Raw genomic sequence first — 19,236 nt, forward strand, 5'->3', positions numbered from 1 at the left:
GACTACTCCCGCGTGCGAGCGGCGAGCCAGTCCGCGGATTCGGCAGGTGACAGCGCCGCTTCACACACGCCTGCGAACGCAACCCTAAGCCGTGTGAGCTGGGCTTCACTCTCCGCGTACCACTCTCCCAGGGCTCCCTCGGAGTGGCCGACGTCCAGGCCGTGGTCGCCGGGGAAGGAGAAGAGGGTGAAGGGCCCTTCGAGCGCGTGGGGGATCGCTGCGGTGAACGGCAGGATCTGGATCGTGACGTTGGGGCGCTCGACTGCCGCCTGCCACAGCGCAGAGACCTGCTTGCGCATCAGATCGGCGTGCTCTATCTGGAATCGGAGGACGGACTCGCTGATGACGAAGTGGACGTCGGGCGGGTTCACTCTCTCGAGCACAGCCTGACGGGCGATCCTGGCGGCCACGAGCCGGTCGAGTTCGTTGGCTTCGACTCTCCGAACACCGCGGATCAGAGCGCGGGCGTAGTCGGGAGTCTGGAGCAGCCCAGGGACGGCCGTGGTCTCGTAACCCCGGATCTCCGGCGCCTGGTCCTCGAGGAGGACGTAGTTGCCAGTGAAGGCGTCACCGTAGGCGGTCCACCAGCCGCGCTGCCAGGAGTCCTCCAGCAGTTGGAGGATCGCGTCGTGGCGGTCGGAGTCGAGGCCGTACAGCTGCAGGAGCCCTTGGACGTCTTTGGCGGTGGGGCGGGTGGCGGCGTCCTCAATGCGGGATATTTTGCTCCTGCTCCAGGAGAGTCGGCGTGCTACTTCGGCCTGTCCCAGGTCGCTCCGCTCTCGGAGTCGGCGGAGTTCGAGGGCGAGGCGACGCCCGCGCAGTGTCGGCGTTTTGACGACGGCCATGTCTCGATCATCTCGTTCCGGCTGGCGCGTTGCGCAGTATGTCCGCTTACGGTCACGATTTGCGTGCACGTCGCATTGCTATCGTGCACGTTGCACGGCATTCTAATGGTGAGGATTTGATCAAGTACGTACGGTTAGTCGACGTGGATCGCAGGTGAGGTAGTTGAACCTCCTCGGGCACCGTCTCGAACTCTCCACACCGGAGACTGCACCCGACACGCGCAAGACCGTGCGGGCCCTGGCTGCTGGCATCGTGACCAACCCGGGCAGGCTCGACGACATCGAGCTCATGACCGGGGAGGGCATCGCGAACGCGCTGCTGCACGGTGAAGGACCGATCGACGTCTCGGTCAGCGTCAACGCGAACCAAGTCTGCGTAGAGATCACGAACCACGCCCGCTCGAACCGGCCGGCGAAGGGGCATCGTGGCGACCACGGCCGCGGGCTCAGCATCATCGACGCCCTCGCCACATCGTGGCGGCTCGAGCGCGCCGGCGCCGACACGATGCTGAGGTTCGAAGTGGACGTGGACTAGACCGTCTAGACCTGGGGTCGCGCCCCGCCCCGCTTCGGGGCGCGACCCTGAGGGGGGAGGTTGCGGGTCCGGGGTCGCCATACCGGTGTGCCTACCGCCCCGGGCCCGCAACCACATTGCTTGGGCGTGCCTCGAGAGGCGCGTCTGGGGGGCGGGTTGACCCGCGTGGTTCCCGGCCCTGACCGAGTGGTTGTGCCAACGCCCTCGGCTGGGCCGGGACACCTGCCGCGGCAACCCTCGCTCAGCGGCATGTTGTTGCAGGTCATAGCATCATCGGCATGGGTAAGCAGTGGGTCGGGCCGCGGGGATGGGACGTTGAGCTCATCCTGCTGGACGGCAGGCCGAAGCTGCGGGCACGCCAGTACGGCGTCCTCAGCGACTACTGCTCGACCATCATCGAGCTGGAGCGGCTACTCCTCCGCGCGGGTCTCACGGTGGCCGACCTGGTGGAGGTCCTCCCCCGCTCTCGTTAGAGCTCCAGTGGCCGGACTCTGATCCCCTTTGACGCCCACGGCTCGAACTCTGGGTCCTCGGCCAGCCGCTCAAGCCAACGGATCTGATCCGCCAGATAGGTGTGCGACGGGGATCCCTCCCCGAACGTGATGATCGGGCCCTGGGTACCGCGTTTGCCGTGCCCGTAGATCATCACCCGGCACGCGTCGTCGATCTCCTCGATCGCGAACGAGCACGGGAAGTTGAACGTGAAGATCCGGAACGCCTCGTGCCGCCCGGCCGCACGATGCAGCGGCACGAGGATCTCTCTCGTGTACCGTTCCGGGTCCTCCATCGTGGCCTCGGCCGGCTCGATCCGGTACCGGTCCCGCCGCGAGCAGCAGCCCGGGTCCATCACGTACACGTGCACCGGGACACCGGCCCCGGCACGTTCCTCCAGCAGCGGCAGCACCTCACCGCGGACGTAGTAGTTCCGGGAAAGGCCGAACAGGTTGATCCTGTGCCGTGCGCCGGCGAGGCGGTCCCGCAGGTCCTGCTCGGACTCCTGGCATGTGTAGGGGTAGGCGTCCACGATCCCCGCCCGCTGCAGGTTGGGAACCTCCGCGCCCGTGTGGTCCGTGCCGTACCCGAGCCGGTCCGGCCGGGTCCGGTACAGCCGGCACAGGTAGTCGATGCGCTCCTCCCCCGGCCTACGCTCACCGAGTTCCCACCGGCACAGCGTCGCCGAGTCGAGCCCGGGCGGCATGAGCCCGTCCGCCTCATACAGCATGTCGATCCGCCGGGACACCTCGGTCCTCGACCAGCCGTTGGCCAGCCGCCAAGCCTCGAGCGGAAACACATCCAGCTCTCGCATGATCCGGTCCGCGGTTTCCTCAACGGCCAGGCCGCGGCGGATCCCGTCATATCGGATCTCGTTCGCCTGACGTTCGATTTCTGCGCGTTTACGCGCCATGTCCGCCACCCTCCACCCGATTGCCGCCGCACGGCAATCGCATTGCCGTGATCTGTCATTGCCCCCGTTGACGCTGTGCGACAACCTCGGAGCGGGTGAGAACAGTGACGCGGAAAGCAGGTAGCTGGGTGAACACTCGGGATAGTAGGCGATGACTGCGGACGAATCACATCCCCCGCAAGGGCAGAACATCGACGAGATCAAAGCCCGGCTGTGTGAGGAGTTCGGCCCGAGCTGGTCGATCGTCTACAGCAGCAGAGGCCGATGGTGGGCGTTCCGCGGCCCTATGACGTCTGAGACGTTCAACGAGGTCAGCGATGTCGAGGCTGACTCTCCCGAGGACCTGCGCGCCAAGCTTCTCGAGGTCATGTCCTAGCCGCGGTGGCCCGGGCGGAGGCGCGCGGCCGGGGCTGCGATACCACTCCAGGGAGCGCGCCGAGAAGGAGAAGGCCCCATGCTCAAGACCGCACGGCCCGCGCCTAGCGACGTCGGCCCCGTCGCCGCACGCATCCTCCACACCCTCAGGGACGACCCCGAGTACGGGCGGCTGGTTGACACCTGCGGCAGCTACAACGAGGACTGGACCTGCACGGCCGGCACACTCACCATCGACCAGTGGGACATCGCCGACGACGCCGAACCGCTCATCGAGGAGGCGCTGCGGGCTCTGGCGTTGAAGGCCGCCGTGTACGAGCTCACCGACGACGAGGAGGCCGCGGAGCTACCTATCGCCCGGCCGGTCGACGAGGTCCTGCACGCGGCCCTCGCCCAGCGCACCCTCACCGAGCGGATGGCGCAGCGCTGCCGGATCCAGATCGTCCACATGACCGACACCGAAACGGCCGGGCCAGCCTACGAGACGGGCGACTACACGACGGCGTGCTACGCCAAGGCGTGGGGGCAGGAACCACCGGCCCGGTACTGGATCGGCGCCGAAGAGCACGCCCGCCGCGTGAAGGTCCTGGACGCTCGCCTGCAGGAGATCGGGATCCGCGACCTCGGGCACCGGCACGCCATCACCTTCAACTAGCCGCGGGCAGCGCGGCCGAGTTCCGTCGAGAGAACCCGGCGGAGCGCGTTCACGATCTCCTCGCCGGTGAACCGCTGCGCGGCGATGGCCTCCGCCTGCTCCAGGGCGGAGGCCATCGCATGATGCGGGGCAGCGCGGAGCACCGCGATGACCCAGCCCTCCAGGTCGGCCACCGACTCGGGCAGCTCGAGCTGGTCCGCGGACGGGTAGAAGACGGCGGCGCCGGTAGCACCTACCGGCTGACGGTCGCTGGCGTACAGGCCCGGCTCGAGCCCGACCCGGAACGGGTGCACACACACTGGCGCCCCGGTGGCCTGGTCCACCCGGCAGCCGGCAGCGCGGTCGAAGGTGTACCGGGGGGCGGGCCTGTCGACGACATCGAACTCACCCGGGCCCCGGCGCTGGGCAGGGCAGATAACGCAGCAGTCAGCAACCCACTCCGGTTTCGGTCCCACAGGTCGAGCATGCCAGGCGGCTTTGTTTCCAGGCACGACGAAACGCCCCCGCCCACCCGAAGGTGAGCGAGGGCGTTCAGGCGCCAGGGCCCGTTCAGGGCTCCAGGCTACGCCGGGGGCGGCGTCGCCCGCGTGCCGACGACCGGCGCCGGGCTGACGTTCTGTCGCAGCAGCAGCGCCAGCACGATGCTCAGCGCCGTCACTGTCGCACCGATCTGCTCCGTGCTCAGTTCCAGCCCGAACGCGGCCACGGCCGCGAGGACGGTGGCCGCCGCGCCCGTGATGGTCGACACCACCACCGGCCGGGTCATCGCCGCCGCGACGGCCGCCAGGATCGCCGTGTTGATGACGCTGACCGCGCTCACCTGGTCCTGGGACAGGTCCAGCCCGTAGGCCACCAGCAGCGCTACGGCCGCGTTCACCGCGTAGGCGATGACGGCCGGCTCGTAACCGAAGATCTTCATGAGTGACCTCCTCGGGTCACGGGCCTTTCCCTGGTCCGGGAAAAGCCTGGTCAGGGGCAACGATCAACTCAGAGTTGATCGTTGGGTTCTGTCGACTTGCTCCAAGTTGCTCCAACCTCTTGGAGCAACTGGGGCGTTGCTGCAGGTAGCGAGGCTGGTTTCGTCGCGGGTTACTCACGGCCCAGCAGGACGTGCGGCTTCCGCGCACGGGCATGGGTCAGCGGGACCCGCTCAGAGCCTCCACAGCGAGGTCTACTGCCTCACCCAGATGATCGATCGCCTTGTCCCGCTCGGGACCGGCGGGAAGAGTGATCAGCCAGTGCTCCGCCACTGCAAGGCCTACGCCTCGAACGTGACGGACCGGCTGCGCGTCATCCGCGAGCGCAGCGAACCTGCGGAGAATGTCGTCGAGAGAGATTGGTGGCCTGCTTTCGGCCGAGGCCGACCAGCGGCCACGAAAACCGGGAGGTCCTCCAACGTACCCGCCCGCGCCGACACTCTCAGGAAGCGTCCCAGGCAACCGGCACAGCACCGTCGTCCTCGCGCTGAACCGACACCCCATCGGTCGTCGTCGGGTCACGGAACTTGAACCACGGCTTCGGCCGGGTCGAGTCCACCACGATGTGCTGGGCGTACCACCCCTTCGCGTCGTGGACCGCCACACGCAGCTTCGCCGGCGGCAGCTTCGCCAGGTCGTTGTCACCAACGAAACCGATCGCGCCAACGTCGCCCGGGTGCAGCGAGATCGGGGTGATCGCGCTCGGCCCATCGGTGAGCTGTCCGTAGTACCGCACTTCCTCGTCCTCCTCAGGAACCTGTGGGGCCAGCGCGCGCTGCAGCAGCGCCGCGGTGGCCACGTCGTAAACGCCCGACGCTGTGAGCGAGCGGGAGCGCTGGAACGTCTTCACCGCAGTTTCGGTCTCGCCGCCGTAGTCGCCGTCGGCGCCGTAGACGGGGAGCGTCTGCCCGGCTCTCAGTAGGGCGTTCTGCAGGTCTCGGACCTTGTCCCCCACGTCACCGGGTCGCAGCGTCGCGGCCGGCGCCTTCCCGGACCATTTGTAGGGCGCGTCCGTGCCGCTGCCGCTGTAGTACGGCCGGCCGTACCCGGCGATGGTCGACGCATCCCGGACACGCCGCTTGCAGGCGTCACCGGTGTTGCCCTCGATCGTCTGCACCCGGCCCCCGCCGAGGACCTTCTCGATGATGCCGACGTGGTCGATGGCGCCGATCGAGTTGCTGGCCCCCCAGTCGAAGAACACGATGTCCCCGGGCTTAGCCCGGTCGACGTTCGCCGCCGTCCCGGTGTGCCAGCGACCCGCATTCTGGAAGTCCTGGGCGTGCCACACCGTGAACGCACGGTCGCCTCCGAGCAGGACCGCCGCGGCGTTCCCCGACCGGCGCGCCCAGTAGGTCACGGCCATGTCGCACCAGGGCGCGCGCAGGAACTCGTCGCCGTACCGGGAGGCGTAGTCGCGGGTGATGTAGTTCGGGCGCCCCGCCAGGCCCAGGGACTTGCGGGCCTCGGCGAGCATCCCATCAGCCGTTCCCATCGGCCCGCCCCCCGGTCACGAACAGCTCACCGGGAGCGCAGACCCCGTCCACCCACCACGTGCCGTCGCTTGCCTTGTGATCGCCGTCGTGGCCCCGCTCCAGGGAGCACGCCCAGGACTCGCCGCCCAGCTTCCACACCGGGCCGACGACCTTTCCGCAGTGCATCAGCCCTCACCTCGGAACACGCCGTCGTCGTCCGGCTCGCCGTACAGCTCGCGCAGCGCGGCCTCCTCATCGGGCACCGTCGCCTGGTGAGCGCCCGGGTGCCGGTCGACCTGGCCCATGTGCTCGAACTCCGAGCCGACGGGCCCTTCCTCGGAGGCCACGCCACCATGCGGCTCGTTCACTGTTCCTCCTTGCTGACGCTGCAGCGCCATGCCTCCCCAGTCACCTGGCCAGGCGGATCGGGAGGCGTGCAGTAGATCGGATGCGTTGACAGGTACTCCTGGACGGCAGCGCGGATCTGCGCCTCAGTAGGCGGCGGGCCTGGCTCGCCATCGCGACCGGCGGCGCCGTCCTGCCCGTCCTTACCTGGTGCGCCGCTTGGACCGGCAGGACCCGATGGGCCGATGGGACCTGTGGGTCCGGCGGCTGGCGGGTGCTCCCGCAGGTACCCAGCCACCGCGGCAATGATCTCCGCCATCGTCGGTGCACGGCCTTGCGGCGGCGGGTGGTCCCGCAGATACCGGGTGACGGCTGCGGCGATCTCTGCTTGTGTCGGTGCCCGCCCGGGGCGCCCCGAAGCCCCTGTGTCACCCGGCCGGCCCGATGAGCCGGTCCGCGGAGATCCGCCGGGCCGGGACGGAGAAGGCGCGGGTGAGACGAGCGGCACCCCGCCCAGATCTCGGACCTGACCGGCCAGCACATCGATCTCGTGCTGCTGCCGCCACTGAAGCCAGGCCACCAACCCGATAACCACCGCAATGACCACGGCAATCGCTAGTGGGGCCCCGTACACGCGTGGCTGACAGCCAGGATCCTCAGGGCTGGCCTTCACGGCGCCGTCCCCTTGCCTCGCAAATAGAGCTGCAGTATCAGCAGCGTCAATGGCGCCAGAACCGACGTGAACAGGGCCAGCAAGATCATGCGCCGGTCTGCCGAACGCTGCCGCTGGTCGGCGTCGAGACGGGCCACCACATCGGTGATGTCCTTGGCCAGTTCGTCATGTTCGCGCCTGGCCGTCTCCACATGCGCTTGGTACAGCGGCAGTCCCACCATCTCTCTTGCCAGCGCGTCCAGGCGCTGGCTGAGTGCCGCGTGACGGTCTCGTAGGTCGTGGCGGAGGTCGGAGATGTTGCGCTGGAGCTCTCCTGGGGTGGGGTCATCGGCCACGCGACCCCCTCATGGTCATCGTGGGCTCCGTCAGGCGACGCTCAGCGTCCAGTCATCGGCGGCGTACTTCGAAACGATTCCGCTGGACTGCTGTTGCAGGAGCCTGGTGCCCGCGTTCGGTGCCAGCGGGGCGGTCACCTTCACGTTGGTCACGCCCGTAGCGGCGTAGATGGCGGGCGTCCCCGGCGGGGTGTACCCCGTCTGGGCGGCGAAGCCGCTGAACTGGCAGCCGTCGAACAGCAGGTCGCCGGCGGACCCTCGGATGAAGACCTGCCCCCGGTCGACCGGGTTCCGGCCGGTGCTGGCCGGGCGGACGGCGTTGTTGAAGAACCACAGCTTGTCGAAGACCATCCCCTTGCCGCCGGTGATGAGGATCGCGGCGCCCTGGCACGCGCGGGTCTGGTCCCGGCCGGTGCAGTCCAGCAGCGTCCCGTTGAAGACCAGGCCGCCGTAGCTGCCGTCGATCCGGATGCCGGTCGCCTTCTCCGGCGTGATGTAGAGCGGGCCGAACTGCGACCGGCTCATGTGGGTGAGCCAGACGTAGAACTTGGTGGCGGCGAGCCTTGTCGAGGACAGAAACCCGCCGGACTGCCAGTAGAAGTTGTCGCTGCCGGCCAGCTTGAACTGGGTGTCGGTCCCCTCGTTCACGTACGTGCGGTCGATCCGGACCCGGAGGTGCCGGGCGTGCATGACCGTCGCGAACCCGACCCAGGCCGAGTCCACGAACGTTGCGTCCTCGATCACCGGCCCCCGCGCCATGTCGGTGACCGGAGTCTGGAAGTGCACGCTGCTCGATGCGGCGCGGAACTGGAGCCCGGACACCCACACGTTCCGGACCCCCGCGGCAGGGACCGAGAACAGCGCGCTGCCGCCCACGGTCGCCACGCACTGCGGCCCATCCGAGGCGAACTCCCGCTCGGTCGTACCGAGCGACCCGACCAGCCGTAACCCGTCGTAGAGCTCGTACGGGCCGCCGGTGAACGTGTGTGCCCGGCTGGCCAGAACGATCGCTGGTGGCCGGGTCTGCGCCGCGGCGTAACTCATCGCCGCCTTGAGCTTGGCGTCGTCGTCCGCGCCGGCGAAGGCGTCCAGGGGCGCACCGTAGGTGATCTCGTGAACCGAGAGGCGTTTCTCTATGCCGTCGATGGGTGCTTGGAGGGAGGCGCCCCAGCTCTTGGCGAGTGGCTGGTAGGGGTAGCCGGTCACCTGGGCCACACCTTCAGGCGGGCCTGCGCGCGCCACACATGCCCCGGGTAAGGCTTGTCGTAGCCGGGGACGAGGAACTGGCCCTGCTCGTTCATGTGGTGGAACTGGGCGATGTTCACCCGCAGGCACTCGGTGCTCTTGACCTCTTCGGCAGTGAAGTGGAACTGGACGTGCTTGGTGCACATGCGGTGCCCGGACGCGTCGGTGACGACGTTGCCGCTCTCGTCCCACAGCAGGTCGTCGTAGTGCAGCGGCGCGTAGCCCTCCTCGGAGAACAGCGTGCTGCGAGTGTTGAGGACCTCGTTGTCGGAGGTGCGCGCCTTGGTCAGCCACACCTGGTACTCGGTGCGCTGCGTCGGGGACGGCGCCCACAGGTCACGGACCCACAGGCTGACCGTCCCGTCCACCAGGGCACCCGACGAGCCGATGTTGGGACCCCAGACGATGCTGATGCCGCCGGAGTCGGAGTGGTGCCCCTTCGGGTCCTCCAGGTCCTCATTGAAGTACACGAACAAGCCGTTCCCACCGACGTCCGGGTCGACCGACGGGATCGGCTGGATCGGGTCGCCGCCCGTGTTCTTGTAGCCGTAGCGGACGCGGACCGGCTGGAAGGGCAGGGGCATGGAGGCTCCTATCGTCGTTCGAGGTTCTTCAGCCGCCGGTTGACCTGAGCGGCGCGGCGCCGCGGGTCGGGCTTGGGCCCGCCGACGGTCAGCTCCAGCGCCTCTTCGCCGTTCTCTCCGATGGAGAACTGCATCTCGTACACCCTGAGCAGGTCGTTCACCTGCAGCCTGGGTGGAGATATGATCACGACCTGGACCCAGTCGCCCAGCCAGATGTGGTCCGGCCCGTCCCACGCGTCCTGCACCAGCGTGAGAGTGTAGGTCGGTTGGACCACCTGCGATTCGGCGATCTGCCACAGCGCCCGGTCGTTCAGGGCGGGCTGCGTCGTGAGGCCGGCGTCGCCGAACACGGCGTCCCAGCGCCCTTCGGGGCGGTCGGCCAGGTCGGTGGCCTCGAGTTCTTGGGCGACGAGGGTCTCTTCGCCGGTCATCCGGATCGCGTTGGCGTAGTCGCCGACGTTGACCTCTCGGCGGGCGCCCGCGATCAGGCCGCCGTACTCGAGGACGACACCGCGGTTCACGCCGCGCTGCGGGTAGTACACGTTCACCTGCAGCGCCGAGGCCGAGTCGGCTTCGACGTCCCAGTCGAACCCGCCGATGACCTCAGACAGTTCCTGGATCCGCTCGCCGACGGAGTCGCCGGCCTCGTATGTGCGGTCTCTCAGCACGCCTGTCGGTGTGGTGCCGGTCCAGCCCTTGGAGAGGCCCAGGCCGCCCGCGGTGTTGCCTTGGGTGGCGGAGATGAGCCCCCACACGATCTCGGCCTGGTCGGTGGCCGTGTAGGTGAGGGGGTTGGTGGAGTACAGGCGGCGCCGGTTCAGGACGGCCCGGTAGTCCAGGGCCGCCACGTCCATCTGGTGGGATGTGCTGTCAAGGGTGTCGCCAGTGTTGCCGTTCCGGCCGCGCATCACGATGCGGGTCTGTCCGGCGTCAGGCGTCCACAGCACGTGGGTGTCGGTGGTCAACTCGTCGATAGCGGCTGCCTGAGGATGGCGGCCGTCGATGCTGTAACTGACCTCTGAGGGATCCGTCAGCCGAGCCGTGAATCTGCGTCCGCGGGCCTCGGTCAGCGCGAGCTCGTGGCCTCCTCCGGCGGGCCCGACCACGAACTGCCAGCGGATCCGCGGACGTGGAATGGACCCGATCCCGGACTGCTTGTCGCCGGTGCCGGACAGTTCTACGACACCGGTGATGGTGGCTGTTCCGTAGGCGTTCTTTCTGCCTGTGCCGGTCAGGGTGACGGTGCCGGTGATGGTTCCCGAGCCAACGGCGTTCTTGGTTCCGGTGCCGGCCAGCATGGCTGTGCCGGTGATGACGCCCGTACCACCGGGTTGGGTCACTCGCGGCCGTGAGGTGATCGGCCGGTTCGGCTGTCCACGTCCGAGGCGGGCCACAGGTCACCACCTCGTTGCGCGGACGCCTGCGGTGCGGGGCTCGATCAGGGGCGCCGTGCGGCGGGTGATGGGGCCGGGCCAGCCGGTGTTGTTGACCTGCAGGCCGTCAAGCCAGCCTGTCCACGTCGCCGAGTTGAAGCTGCCGAACTGGACGGTGTCGCAGTTCACGCCAAGCCCGGCGGCGACAGTGCTGAGGTTTTCACTGGGGGTGGTCGAGTCCGGCGAGTTGTAGGTGCGCAACTCGACGACCGCGCCGGACGCGACGAACTGGATGTGCCACTCGATCCGGACCCACTGGCCGGTGGGGATGGCGGCGGCGGTCGCGATTTCGGCGGCGTTCCCGGCATCGCTGAGCGTCAGGACCCCGGTCGACTCGTACCGGAGCCGGGCAGCCTGGCTGCCGCCGGTCACCCAGCGGACGATGCCCGTGACACCGGAAGGCGCCGAGCTCGACCACAGGTAGAAGCGGCCCCAGGTCTCGGCCTGGGTGCCATGGCTGGCCGACGTCCACGCCACCTGCTGCGCACTCGCACCCGCGACCACCCTGTACGAGAGGGCGCCGAGCGCCTGGGTGTTGTCGAAGGTGATCGTGGGCGTGCCCACGGTGGAGTCGAAGGGGTTGCCGGAGGCGCCGCCGGAGTTGGCCGCGGACACGGTCGCGCCGTTGGTGCCGCCCTCAGCCGAGTTGTTCAGCTCCACTCAGGCCCGTTCCCACACCAGCCCGGCGCGGACGTTCACGCCCGCCGGCGCGGTCACGCGGATCGCGAACCCCTCGGAGAACGCGCAGTCCGGGGTGTCGCCGAGCGGCCAGTCGTACACCACGATCCCGCCCGCGGGCGACACCAGCCACTCCTCCAGCGGCGTCAGCACCGTCGGTTCGCTGGTCCAGTTCTTCCCCGCGGTGACGCCGTGAGTCTGGGCGCGGCCGTACAGCTGAGCGACCGCCGAGGTGAGCGTGGTGTTGTTGGTGCCCATCGTGCCGTTGGTCGCCCACGTGCAGTAACACACCTCGACCAGCGCGGGCACGGCCGTGGCCGTCGTCCCGTCGAAGGACACGCGGACCTTCTTCAGGTCGAGCCCGAACGCGGCGTTGGCGCGGACGCCGAGGACGGTCTTGGCCGCGCCGCCGGTGAGAGCGACCGCGCCGCCGGTGGTGACGGTGTATCCGGCCTTGGCCATCAGTCGCTCACCCGGACTCCGGCCAGGTCGTCCCAGGAAGAGTTGACCGTGAACTGGATGGCGTCGTCGGGGCTCTCGCCGGTGACCGCCGGGTTGGCCGCGACCGCCCATGTGAACCGGTCGACGAACATTGCCGAGCCGGTCAGGACGTCGTAGGCCAGGGCCTGCCTCTTGCCCGCAGTGGCATCGCTCATGCCGTCGGGGGCCTCGCCCATGATGTCCTTGGCCGCGGTCACGATCGCCATGCGGACCCGGTTCCGGAACGCCGGGTCCTCGGCAAGGGCGGCCTGGTCAGCAAATGCCACATCGGCTCCTGTCAGGTGAGGGTCGCGGTGAGGTTGAGCGTGTAGGTGCCCTGCGCCCCGAAGGACTCGACGGTGGTGGTGCCGCCGCCGCGGAAGGTTCCGCCCGAGGCCCCGGTCCATGTCCCGCAGTGCGTGACGGTGGTGCCGGCGGGCACGTCGAACGTCACGCTCGCGGTGACGGTCTTGGATCCCGCCGAGGACGGGTTCCACGTGATCGCCTTCCTGGCGTACGCGGGGGAACCGCCCGTCACCTCGTTAGCACCGGTCGTCCCAGGGTCGGCAGTGTGAAGGCTGGCGTGGGTCGCCAACGTGTCGAGGTCGTCGAGGAAGTCGTCACGGGTTGCTGCGGTGAACGGCATGTCAGGCCGCCTCGTAGGTGATCGTGATCGAGAGCTGGTCGTTGTTCGCCCAGGCGAACGGGCCGCTCGAGCCCCACAGGGTGTTCTCGGTGACGATCTCCACGGCCGTCCAGGAGGTCGCCGAGCGGATCCGGCAGATGCCGTCCCTCACGTTGTTCGCGCTGGCGTCGAAGGTCTCCGCGCTGCCGATGTGCTCGCCAACACTCAACGCCTTGGCGGCGACGGGCAGGGACACCATGTAGACGCCGGACCCGCCGGACGCCCCGCTAGTGCCGGCCTTGATGTTCGCCCGTACCGTGACCATGGGCCCGTACCGGATGTAGGCGCCCTCCCGCAGCGCGCCGGTACCGAGCGCAGGGGTGGAGGTCACCGCAGTCAGGGCGGGTGTGTACGTCGTCCACGCCGCGCCGCCACCGTTCCGCCGGGGGATCTCGAACCAGGACCCGCCGTTGGCCATCTCGTAGGTGGTGCGGTCGGTCCGGTAGATCAGCTCCGAGTCGTACCCTGCCGGCGGCCGGGTACTGTCCGATCCCACGAGCGGGTACTTCGAGCTGATCAGCGCAGCGCTGAGCCGGGTGTCGGTGATATTGCCGTCCTGCACGCTCGACTGCCCCGCCGCCACGCTCACCGTCGCCAGCGAGATCGCCGACGCCGGGACGGCTGGCGTGCCGGAACCGCTGTCCTCCAGCACCTCCAACGTCCACTCGTAGGTCGACCACGAGCCGTTGTGAAGTTTGTCCTTCACCCGCGCCACCACCCGGTGCGTCCGGGACCCGGTGCCCGGCGGTGACGGCACCGTCAGGTTCTCCACGGCGGTGGACTGGCACATGTAGTAGCCCTGGTTGGACACGTCGTCGCCGACGATCGCGCAGCGTCCGGGGGCGATGTCGACCGAGAAGTTCGCTCCAGCCGCCCGCTGAGTCACCTTCAGTGCGCCGTACACCACGTCCGGGGCGACGATGCCTTCCTGATGCATGAGGCCCGACAGCAGGTCACGGTTGTCCAGAGCGCTGTAGCTGAAGGTCGAGTCGCCCCCGCCAGCCTGCATGTAGAGCGGGCGCTTCAGAGTCACAGTCAGCCTCCAGAGCAGGGTGAAGGGAGAGTCACAGCCACGTGGAGCGGTACTCGATCGCGGCGACCGCACCACCAGCGGCAGATAGGGGCGCGTAGCGGATCAGCTGGTCACCCGGTTCGATCCGCCACCAGCTGGTGGTGGCGAAGTCCAGGTAGTTCAGCCGGGAGGCGGTACTCATTGACAGCAGGTACGCCGTCCGGTCGCGGGTGTCGATCTCGACGTACTCGCCGGCGCCAAGGGTCAGGGCCTCGGTAAACACGATCTGCTCGCCGGTGGTCTCGTTGATCAGCCGCGGCCCCGAGCAAGGTCCGTACAGGCGGGCGATGAAGTGTGACGGGACCGACCCGAGATTGCTCACCTCGCTCGCTCCCGTCGAGGTTGTCGCGTCCCAGGTGATCGGGAAGGTGATCGGGAACGTCAGCCCGACTGTGGTTGGAACGTCGGCGCTGATCTCAGGCAGGGTGGTCAGCTCTGCCGCCTCCCAGACGCCGTCCGGGGCACGCCATTGCAGTTGGACCTCGCGGGCCTGGGAAGCGACGTAGCCGGTGTAGGGCTCCGACCACTGGTCCACCCGCAGCCTGATGCGCCGTTCCTGCGCCCACCCGGTGTCCGTGACGTACAGGTAGGGGCGTGACCTCGGGTGCAGGAACGACTTCATCTGGTCGATGACCTGTTCGCACTCGAAGATCTCGTCCTTGAGGACCACCACGTCCAGTGACACCGCGCGGCTCCCGAACAGCAGGGTGGTGTCGCGTTCACCGTCGTCGTCCACGCGGCTTTCGCTGACGTCGCGGATCGCCGGCGAGGACACCTGCAGCGATTGCGGGAGGATGTGCCGGGACGGGTGGAGGATCAGCTCTCTTGCCCCGTCGACCAGCCGGACTCCCGTCTTCACCCGCGGCCCCCCTTTACTCGCCGAAGGTGGACGCCCGGGCGGCGAAGTCCAGCCGCTGCGCCACCGAGTCGACGTCGACGGTGTCGTGGATGTGCTGGTGCTCGACGTTCATCAGCGTCCCGATCCGCGGGCCGTCGCCGCCCCGGGTGCTGCCGGAGAGCTTGGACCACTGCGCGTCGGTGAAGACGGGCTCGGGGGCGCCGGTGCCGTTGTAGACCAGGCTCGTGCCGGTCGGCAGCCAGCCTCCTGAGTCGAACGTCAGCGTCCCCTTCGCCAGCTCGCGGTACATGCTGGTCAGAGGGGCGGTCCGGTCGGCAGGGTCGAAGTTGCGCTGCCCGAACACCTTCGGGTCGATGACGCCGCCGAGCGCGAACCCCGGCCGCAGCACCGTCGCGGGGTTGGAGCGGGTGCCGCGCTTGACCCTGGGGCCTTCGTTACCTCCGATGGTGCGGTACGTCGACCCGCCGAGCGGCTTCTCGATCAGGTTGACGTGGCTGTTGGACCCATACGTTGCCAGGTCCCCAGGCCGGCCTGCGGAGGTGGAGATGTGCTTCATGCGGGCGTTGAACGTCGCCACCGCAGCGGTCGGGTAGCCGGGGTAGAACTTCCCGGCCTTGGCGTCCTTCACCGCCGTGGAAACGAACAACGCGCACCAGGGCGTACCCGCGGGCCACCCCCATTGGCGGGTGAACCGGTTGTTGTTGTCCATGCCGCGGTCGTCGCCGACACCGATGTACCGGCGGGCCGCAGCGACCACGCCCTTGGCGTCCCCGCCGATCTTCGCCTCGAGCGGACCGAAATAGGTCATGATCTTGCTGATGAGGGCGTGCGGGATCGCCGAGACCAGCTTCCCGAACGCGCCCATTCCGCCGGTGGTCTTGTCCGACAGCGCCAGCAGCGGCCCGAACACACGCTGCGCGGACTTCTTCAGCCCGTCAGCGAACAGGCCCTTGGCGGCGTTCTTGAACTTGTCGACCACGCCACCAAGGAAGAAGTTGCCGCCGAACGCCCCGGTCATGAACCTGGCGGCGGCGCCGACTCCGCCGCGGCGTGCAGCAGCGTTGGCCGCGTCCACGAACCCGGGCCCGACCGCTCGTGTCCACTCCGGCCGCATGATGGCCTCGCCGCCGGATACCCCGATGAGGCCGATGTCGCGGCCAGGGGTGTAGCCCGGGTAGATGCCGCCGGTGTTGAACCCGCGGATCGGGTCGAGCCTCCCCACGCCCGGGACCAGCGCGGCCACAGCGTTCCAGACACCGACGATGCCCTTGTTGAACACGGTGTTGACCACGAACGAGACGGGTGCCTTGGCCGCGTCCTTCAGCTTGTCCCAGGCTTTACGGATCGCGTCGACGCCGACCTTGAACGCCCTGCCCAGCTTCCCCACCGCCGACTTGATCCCATCGAAGGTGGGGCGGATGAAGGTGTTCCACACGTACCGGATGGAGGATCCGATCGCGTTCCACACCGGCCGGATGATCGTGTTGTACAGCCACCTCACCGCCGGAGCGACGTAGGTGCGCATCACGGTCACGAACATGTTCAGCACAGGCCGGATGAACGTGTTGTAGGCCCATCGGATGACCGTGGCGATGCCGCGGAACGCTGGCGCGATTACCGAGCTCCACAGCCACTTGACGATCCCAGCGACGATCTTGAACTGGAGGATCAGCGGCGCGATCAGCACCACAGCAATGAACGAATACAGCCACCGGGCAACGGTGGCGATGCCACGGAACGCCGGGGCGATCGCGTTGCTCCACAGCCACTGCGCCCACCGACCCACCGTCTGAAGGGCAACCCAGATGCCGTGGAAGATCGGCTGGATGACGCTCGAGACCCATGTCACCACGGAAACCATCAGCCGGAACACGGGCAGGAGCAGCCCCACCACGACCTGCCAGTACCGCATCACGATGGTGATCGCCAACCGCAGCACCGGGACCAGGTAGCCGACAAGCACGGCAACGAGTTGCACGAGCGGCGGGATCACCGGAGCGATGGCCAGCACAAGCTGGGAGAACATCGGCAAGATCGGTGTCAGAGCCGGCAGCAGCGACGCCACCGCCAGCACGATCTGCTGCAGAGCCGGCAGTGAGGCCACCAGAGCGGACACCAGAGCGCCACCGATCTCGACCGCGGTCTGGGCGATCAAGTTGATGATCGGGGTCAGGATCGGCAGCAGACCTTGCGCCAGTTGCGCAATAGCCAGGCCCAGCGGAACCAGGATCGGTGTCAACGCCCCAACGACCCGGCCGAACGCGGCTACCAGGACGTTCACCAACGGGATGAGCGCCATCACCACCGGATGGAGGCCCTGAAGAAGCTGCGCGACGATCCCACCGATGATGGGGAGGATCGGTGCTAGAGCCCGGCCGATCGCGCCGACCGCCTGGAAGAACGCGGTCATCGCCTGCTGCGCTGCCGCGGTCTTCAGGAATGCGTTGAGCTGGTTCAGCATCGGGCCCAGCACGCCGAAAAGACCCGACCCTGCGGCGCGTGCAGCGGTGAAGATGCTGTTAATGACCCCGCCCAGATCGACCAGCAGCGCACCAACCTGCTGAACGACGGCAAGGCCCGCGTTAATGATCTGCGTGACGCGCCCGGAGGCGGCCAGATTCGACATCCACTGCCCGAACCTGGTGGCCACATCCGCTGCGCCGCCAGCGAGCCGCTCCATGGACGAGGTACCTGCCGAGGCCATGTCCCGCAGTCCGCGAAGCACCGGATTGATCGCGGGCACCAGCGACCGCACCGAGGCGCGCAGCGCCCCAAAAACCGTGTTCAGCGCCCTGACGCTCTGCGACTCCCGAGCAAACACCAGGGCCTGACGGGCGGCAGCACCGTACTCGGTCGCCAGGCCACGAACCCCTGCTCGCAGGGGGCCGGTGAGCACCTGCGCGGTGCTGCGCAACTGGCCCGTCAGCTTTGCGAAGAACGCGTCCTGGGCGGCGTGGCGTATGCCCACCAGTTCCGGTCGGAGGGCCCGAAGTTCCCGTGCTGCCGCTTGAGCAGCTGGCGACAAACCCTCAAGAGACTTCTCGAACTTCTCAGCGTCCTCACCGAGAGCCGCCTTGAACGCGTCGCCAACCCCGGACAATGCCAGCTTGAGAGTCCCAACGGCGGCGACCGTGCCCCCGATCACGGCAGGGAGCGCGGCCGTCAGACCGATGACCGGGGCAAGGTTCGCGGCTAGCTGGATCAACCCTGCGCCGGCACCGATCGCTGCCGCAGCCAACGCCGGGAGCGGCAGCCCCAGGATGCCGCGGCGAAGCCCGCCGAGGCTGGAAGAGGCGCTGGTGGCGCTCCCACTCAGGCGCAGCAGGCTGGTGATACTGCGATCAGCGTCGGTGCGGACGTTGATCGTGATCGTGCGCTGATCCAGCCTTCGCAGTATCTGCTCGAGCGCGACCAGTTCAGCCGGGGTGTTGCCGAAATCGATGGTGACGCGGGCCTGGACGTGACGGCCGTCGATCTCCTCCAGGGCTTTCTTCAGCCTCGTCAACCGGGCCAGAGCCTGGCCCATGTCGACGCGGATGCGGACCGGCTTGATCTCCTTCTCGATGCCTTCCTGGATCCGCTTGCCAGCCTCCCTCCCGATCCTGGAGGCATCAGGGAGGATCTGCGCGCGCACCCTCGATGCAAAGTCACGCACCGATGGCACGACGTCGACCGAGACCGACCCGACACTGATGGAGGCCACCACCGCACCTCCTCGGCTGGTCGATCAGCTGGCGGGCGGTAGTGGTGGAGCGGCGCCATTCATGTGGGCGATGAGCCACTCGGCCGTCTCTGGCGGCATCACCGGGCGGGGGGGTTTACGGCCCACGCCAGGCCGCGGAGTCGGCTCAGGCTGTTTGGGTTTTTTATCGCCCTTGCCGAGCCGGGACACCGCAGCCTCCCAGCGGGCATAGCGGGTCTCGTCAAGCAGCATCGCGACCAGCAGTTCGAGCTGGGACCACTGCCCATCGGCCGGGTCAGCGTCGCTGTCGCTCACCTTGTCAGGGTGGTTGACGCGGAGCGCGGTCATCGTCGCGCTCTCCGGCGGAAGGAAACGGAGTAGGTTCCGCAGCCGCCGCCATGTCAACTGTGAACGGCCCCCGCCGGGGCGCCACAGGTCCCGCAGGTCAGTGGAGTAGTACCGCTGAAGGTCGGCCTCTACCTGCGCCGCCGCTTCTTCGAGGAGCGCGGTGAGGCCTGCGATTCCCCCGTCCGGATCCCGTAGTGCTTCTGCGCGCCCTCCACGATCGCGTTGAGCTTGCGGTTGGAGACCGTCTGCTCGCAGAACCGCTCGTAGTCCTCGTCACCGAGGAGCTCGCGGATGAACGCGCGCAGGCCGCCCGGTGAGTCGGTGTCGGCGGTGGCCTGCCAGTCCGCTTCATCCGGTGAGATCGCGGTGAACACCTCACCGCCGACGCGGAAGGTGAACGTGGCTTCGGTGGCCTCGTCCTCCATCGCGTCCAGGTCCAGGTGGACCACGGGTTCACCGTCCTCGGTGATGATCCTGGGTGCAGCGGTCATGGGCTCCCCTCAGTGGAGTGGGTTGATGGTCATGGAAGAGCAGCCGGTCGACTGTCGGCCGC

Annotated in this window: 24 protein-coding genes; 4 read left to right on the top strand and 20 right to left on the bottom strand. The window is 68.3% G+C overall.

Features of this window, described 5'->3' with window-relative positions:
• Positions 1 to 2: 2 nt before the first annotated feature.
• Positions 3 to 845 carry a helix-turn-helix domain-containing protein gene (locus tag IW256_RS19910; RefSeq protein WP_197012419.1) on the bottom strand — a complete coding sequence of 281 codons (843 nt, stop codon included), beginning with the start codon at positions 843 to 845 and terminating at the stop codon, positions 3 to 5.
• A gap of 163 nt (positions 846 to 1,008) precedes the next feature.
• On the opposite strand from IW256_RS19910, the gene IW256_RS19915 reads away from it, so the two are divergent.
• Positions 1,009 to 1,380, top strand: a complete 372-nt coding sequence (locus IW256_RS19915) for an ATP-binding protein (RefSeq protein WP_197012420.1) — start codon at positions 1,009 to 1,011, stop codon at positions 1,378 to 1,380.
• 278 nt (positions 1,381 to 1,658) lie between these two features.
• Complete coding sequence (locus tag IW256_RS19920; protein ID WP_197012421.1) at positions 1,659 to 1,853, top strand: transposase; 195 nt, start codon at positions 1,659 to 1,661, stop codon at positions 1,851 to 1,853.
• Here the strand turns inward: IW256_RS19920 and IW256_RS19925 are convergent.
• A complete protein-coding gene (locus IW256_RS19925; RefSeq protein WP_197012422.1) occupies positions 1,850 to 2,686 on the bottom strand; it encodes a helix-turn-helix domain-containing protein in 837 nt (278 codons plus the stop codon). The genes IW256_RS19920 and IW256_RS19925 overlap by 4 nt on opposite strands.
• Before the next feature lie 250 nt (positions 2,687 to 2,936).
• Here IW256_RS19925 and IW256_RS19930 point away from each other — a divergent pair, with 250 nt between their 5' ends.
• Both IW256_RS19930 and IW256_RS19935 read left to right on the top strand, forming a co-directional pair.
• Positions 2,937 to 3,161, top strand: coding sequence for a hypothetical protein (locus tag IW256_RS19930; RefSeq protein ID WP_197012423.1), 225 nt, complete (start codon positions 2,937 to 2,939; stop codon positions 3,159 to 3,161).
• Positions 3,162 to 3,239: 78 nt separating this feature from the next.
• Positions 3,240 to 3,815, top strand: a complete 576-nt coding sequence (locus IW256_RS19935; RefSeq protein ID WP_197012424.1) for a hypothetical protein — start codon at positions 3,240 to 3,242, stop codon at positions 3,813 to 3,815.
• Here the strand turns inward: IW256_RS19935 and IW256_RS19940 are convergent.
• The 18 genes from IW256_RS19940 to IW256_RS20025 all read right to left on the bottom strand — a co-directional run bounded on the left by IW256_RS19940 (position 3,812) and on the right by IW256_RS20025 (position 19,174).
• Positions 3,812 to 4,108 (bottom strand): type 2 periplasmic-binding domain-containing protein, encoded by a 297-nt coding sequence (locus IW256_RS19940; protein WP_197012425.1) that lies wholly within the window; start codon positions 4,106 to 4,108, stop codon positions 3,812 to 3,814. The two genes, IW256_RS19935 and IW256_RS19940, sit on opposite strands and share 4 nt — an antisense overlap.
• 269 nt (positions 4,109 to 4,377) lie before the next feature.
• The gene (locus IW256_RS19945) at positions 4,378 to 4,734 is read right to left on the bottom strand and encodes a hypothetical protein (RefSeq protein WP_197012426.1); all 357 of its coding nucleotides are present in this window, start codon (positions 4,732 to 4,734) and stop codon (positions 4,378 to 4,380) included.
• Positions 4,735 to 5,234: 500 nt separating this feature from the next.
• Positions 5,235 to 6,266 carry a peptidoglycan-binding protein gene (locus IW256_RS19950; protein WP_231403854.1) on the bottom strand — a complete coding sequence of 344 codons (1,032 nt, stop codon included), beginning with the start codon at positions 6,264 to 6,266 and terminating at the stop codon, positions 5,235 to 5,237.
• A gap of 4 nt (positions 6,267 to 6,270) precedes the next feature.
• Positions 6,271 to 6,450 (bottom strand): hypothetical protein, encoded by a 180-nt coding sequence (locus IW256_RS19955; RefSeq protein ID WP_197012428.1) that lies wholly within the window; start codon positions 6,448 to 6,450, stop codon positions 6,271 to 6,273.
• Positions 6,450 to 6,632: a hypothetical protein gene (locus IW256_RS19960; protein ID WP_197016849.1), complete on the bottom strand. Its 183-nt coding sequence runs from the start codon at positions 6,630 to 6,632 to the stop codon at positions 6,450 to 6,452. Before IW256_RS19960 ends, IW256_RS19955 begins: the two co-directional genes overlap by 1 nt.
• Positions 6,633 to 7,278: 646 nt before the next feature.
• Positions 7,279 to 7,617: a hypothetical protein gene (locus IW256_RS19965; protein ID WP_197012429.1), complete on the bottom strand. Its 339-nt coding sequence runs from the start codon at positions 7,615 to 7,617 to the stop codon at positions 7,279 to 7,281.
• 30 nt (positions 7,618 to 7,647) lie between these two features.
• Positions 7,648 to 8,823, bottom strand: coding sequence for a hypothetical protein (locus IW256_RS19970; RefSeq protein ID WP_197012430.1), 1,176 nt, complete (start codon positions 8,821 to 8,823; stop codon positions 7,648 to 7,650).
• Positions 8,820 to 9,446 carry a hypothetical protein gene (locus IW256_RS19975; RefSeq protein ID WP_197012431.1) on the bottom strand — a complete coding sequence of 209 codons (627 nt, stop codon included), beginning with the start codon at positions 9,444 to 9,446 and terminating at the stop codon, positions 8,820 to 8,822. The genes IW256_RS19970 and IW256_RS19975 overlap by 4 nt, the downstream gene beginning before the upstream one ends.
• 8 nt (positions 9,447 to 9,454) lie before the next feature.
• Positions 9,455 to 10,744 (bottom strand): hypothetical protein, encoded by a 1,290-nt coding sequence (locus tag IW256_RS19980; RefSeq protein ID WP_197012432.1) that lies wholly within the window; start codon positions 10,742 to 10,744, stop codon positions 9,455 to 9,457.
• Positions 10,745 to 10,843: 99 nt separating this feature from the next.
• On the bottom strand, positions 10,844 to 11,539 hold the full coding sequence (locus tag IW256_RS19985) for a hypothetical protein (protein WP_197012433.1): 696 nt from the start codon (positions 11,537 to 11,539) through the stop codon (positions 10,844 to 10,846).
• Positions 11,540 to 12,019, bottom strand: coding sequence for a hypothetical protein (locus tag IW256_RS19990; RefSeq protein WP_197012434.1), 480 nt, complete (start codon positions 12,017 to 12,019; stop codon positions 11,540 to 11,542).
• Positions 12,019 to 12,324 carry a hypothetical protein gene (locus tag IW256_RS19995; protein WP_197012435.1) on the bottom strand — a complete coding sequence of 102 codons (306 nt, stop codon included), beginning with the start codon at positions 12,322 to 12,324 and terminating at the stop codon, positions 12,019 to 12,021. The genes IW256_RS19990 and IW256_RS19995 overlap by 1 nt, the downstream gene beginning before the upstream one ends.
• A gap of 11 nt (positions 12,325 to 12,335) precedes the next feature.
• On the bottom strand, positions 12,336 to 12,683 hold the full coding sequence (locus IW256_RS20000) for a phage tail fiber protein (protein ID WP_197012436.1): 348 nt from the start codon (positions 12,681 to 12,683) through the stop codon (positions 12,336 to 12,338).
• A 1-nt stretch (position 12,684) separates the two neighbouring features.
• Positions 12,685 to 13,755, bottom strand: a complete 1,071-nt coding sequence (locus IW256_RS20005) for a hypothetical protein (RefSeq protein ID WP_197012437.1) — start codon at positions 13,753 to 13,755, stop codon at positions 12,685 to 12,687.
• A 31-nt stretch (positions 13,756 to 13,786) separates the two neighbouring features.
• Positions 13,787 to 14,653 carry a phage distal tail protein gene (locus IW256_RS20010; protein WP_197012438.1) on the bottom strand — a complete coding sequence of 289 codons (867 nt, stop codon included), beginning with the start codon at positions 14,651 to 14,653 and terminating at the stop codon, positions 13,787 to 13,789.
• A gap of 13 nt (positions 14,654 to 14,666) precedes the next feature.
• Positions 14,667 to 18,359, bottom strand: a complete 3,693-nt coding sequence (locus IW256_RS20015; protein WP_197012439.1) for a hypothetical protein — start codon at positions 18,357 to 18,359, stop codon at positions 14,667 to 14,669.
• Positions 18,360 to 18,380: 21 nt separating this feature from the next.
• On the bottom strand, positions 18,381 to 18,650 hold the full coding sequence (locus tag IW256_RS20020; RefSeq protein ID WP_197012440.1) for a hypothetical protein: 270 nt from the start codon (positions 18,648 to 18,650) through the stop codon (positions 18,381 to 18,383).
• Between the two features lie 161 nt (positions 18,651 to 18,811).
• The gene (locus IW256_RS20025) at positions 18,812 to 19,174 is read right to left on the bottom strand and encodes a hypothetical protein (RefSeq protein WP_197012441.1); all 363 of its coding nucleotides are present in this window, start codon (positions 19,172 to 19,174) and stop codon (positions 18,812 to 18,814) included.
• Between the last annotated feature and the right edge of the window lie 62 nt (positions 19,175 to 19,236).

Source organism: Actinomadura viridis, assembly GCF_015751755.1.
Lineage (GTDB): Bacteria > Actinomycetota > Actinomycetes > Streptosporangiales > Streptosporangiaceae > Spirillospora > Spirillospora viridis.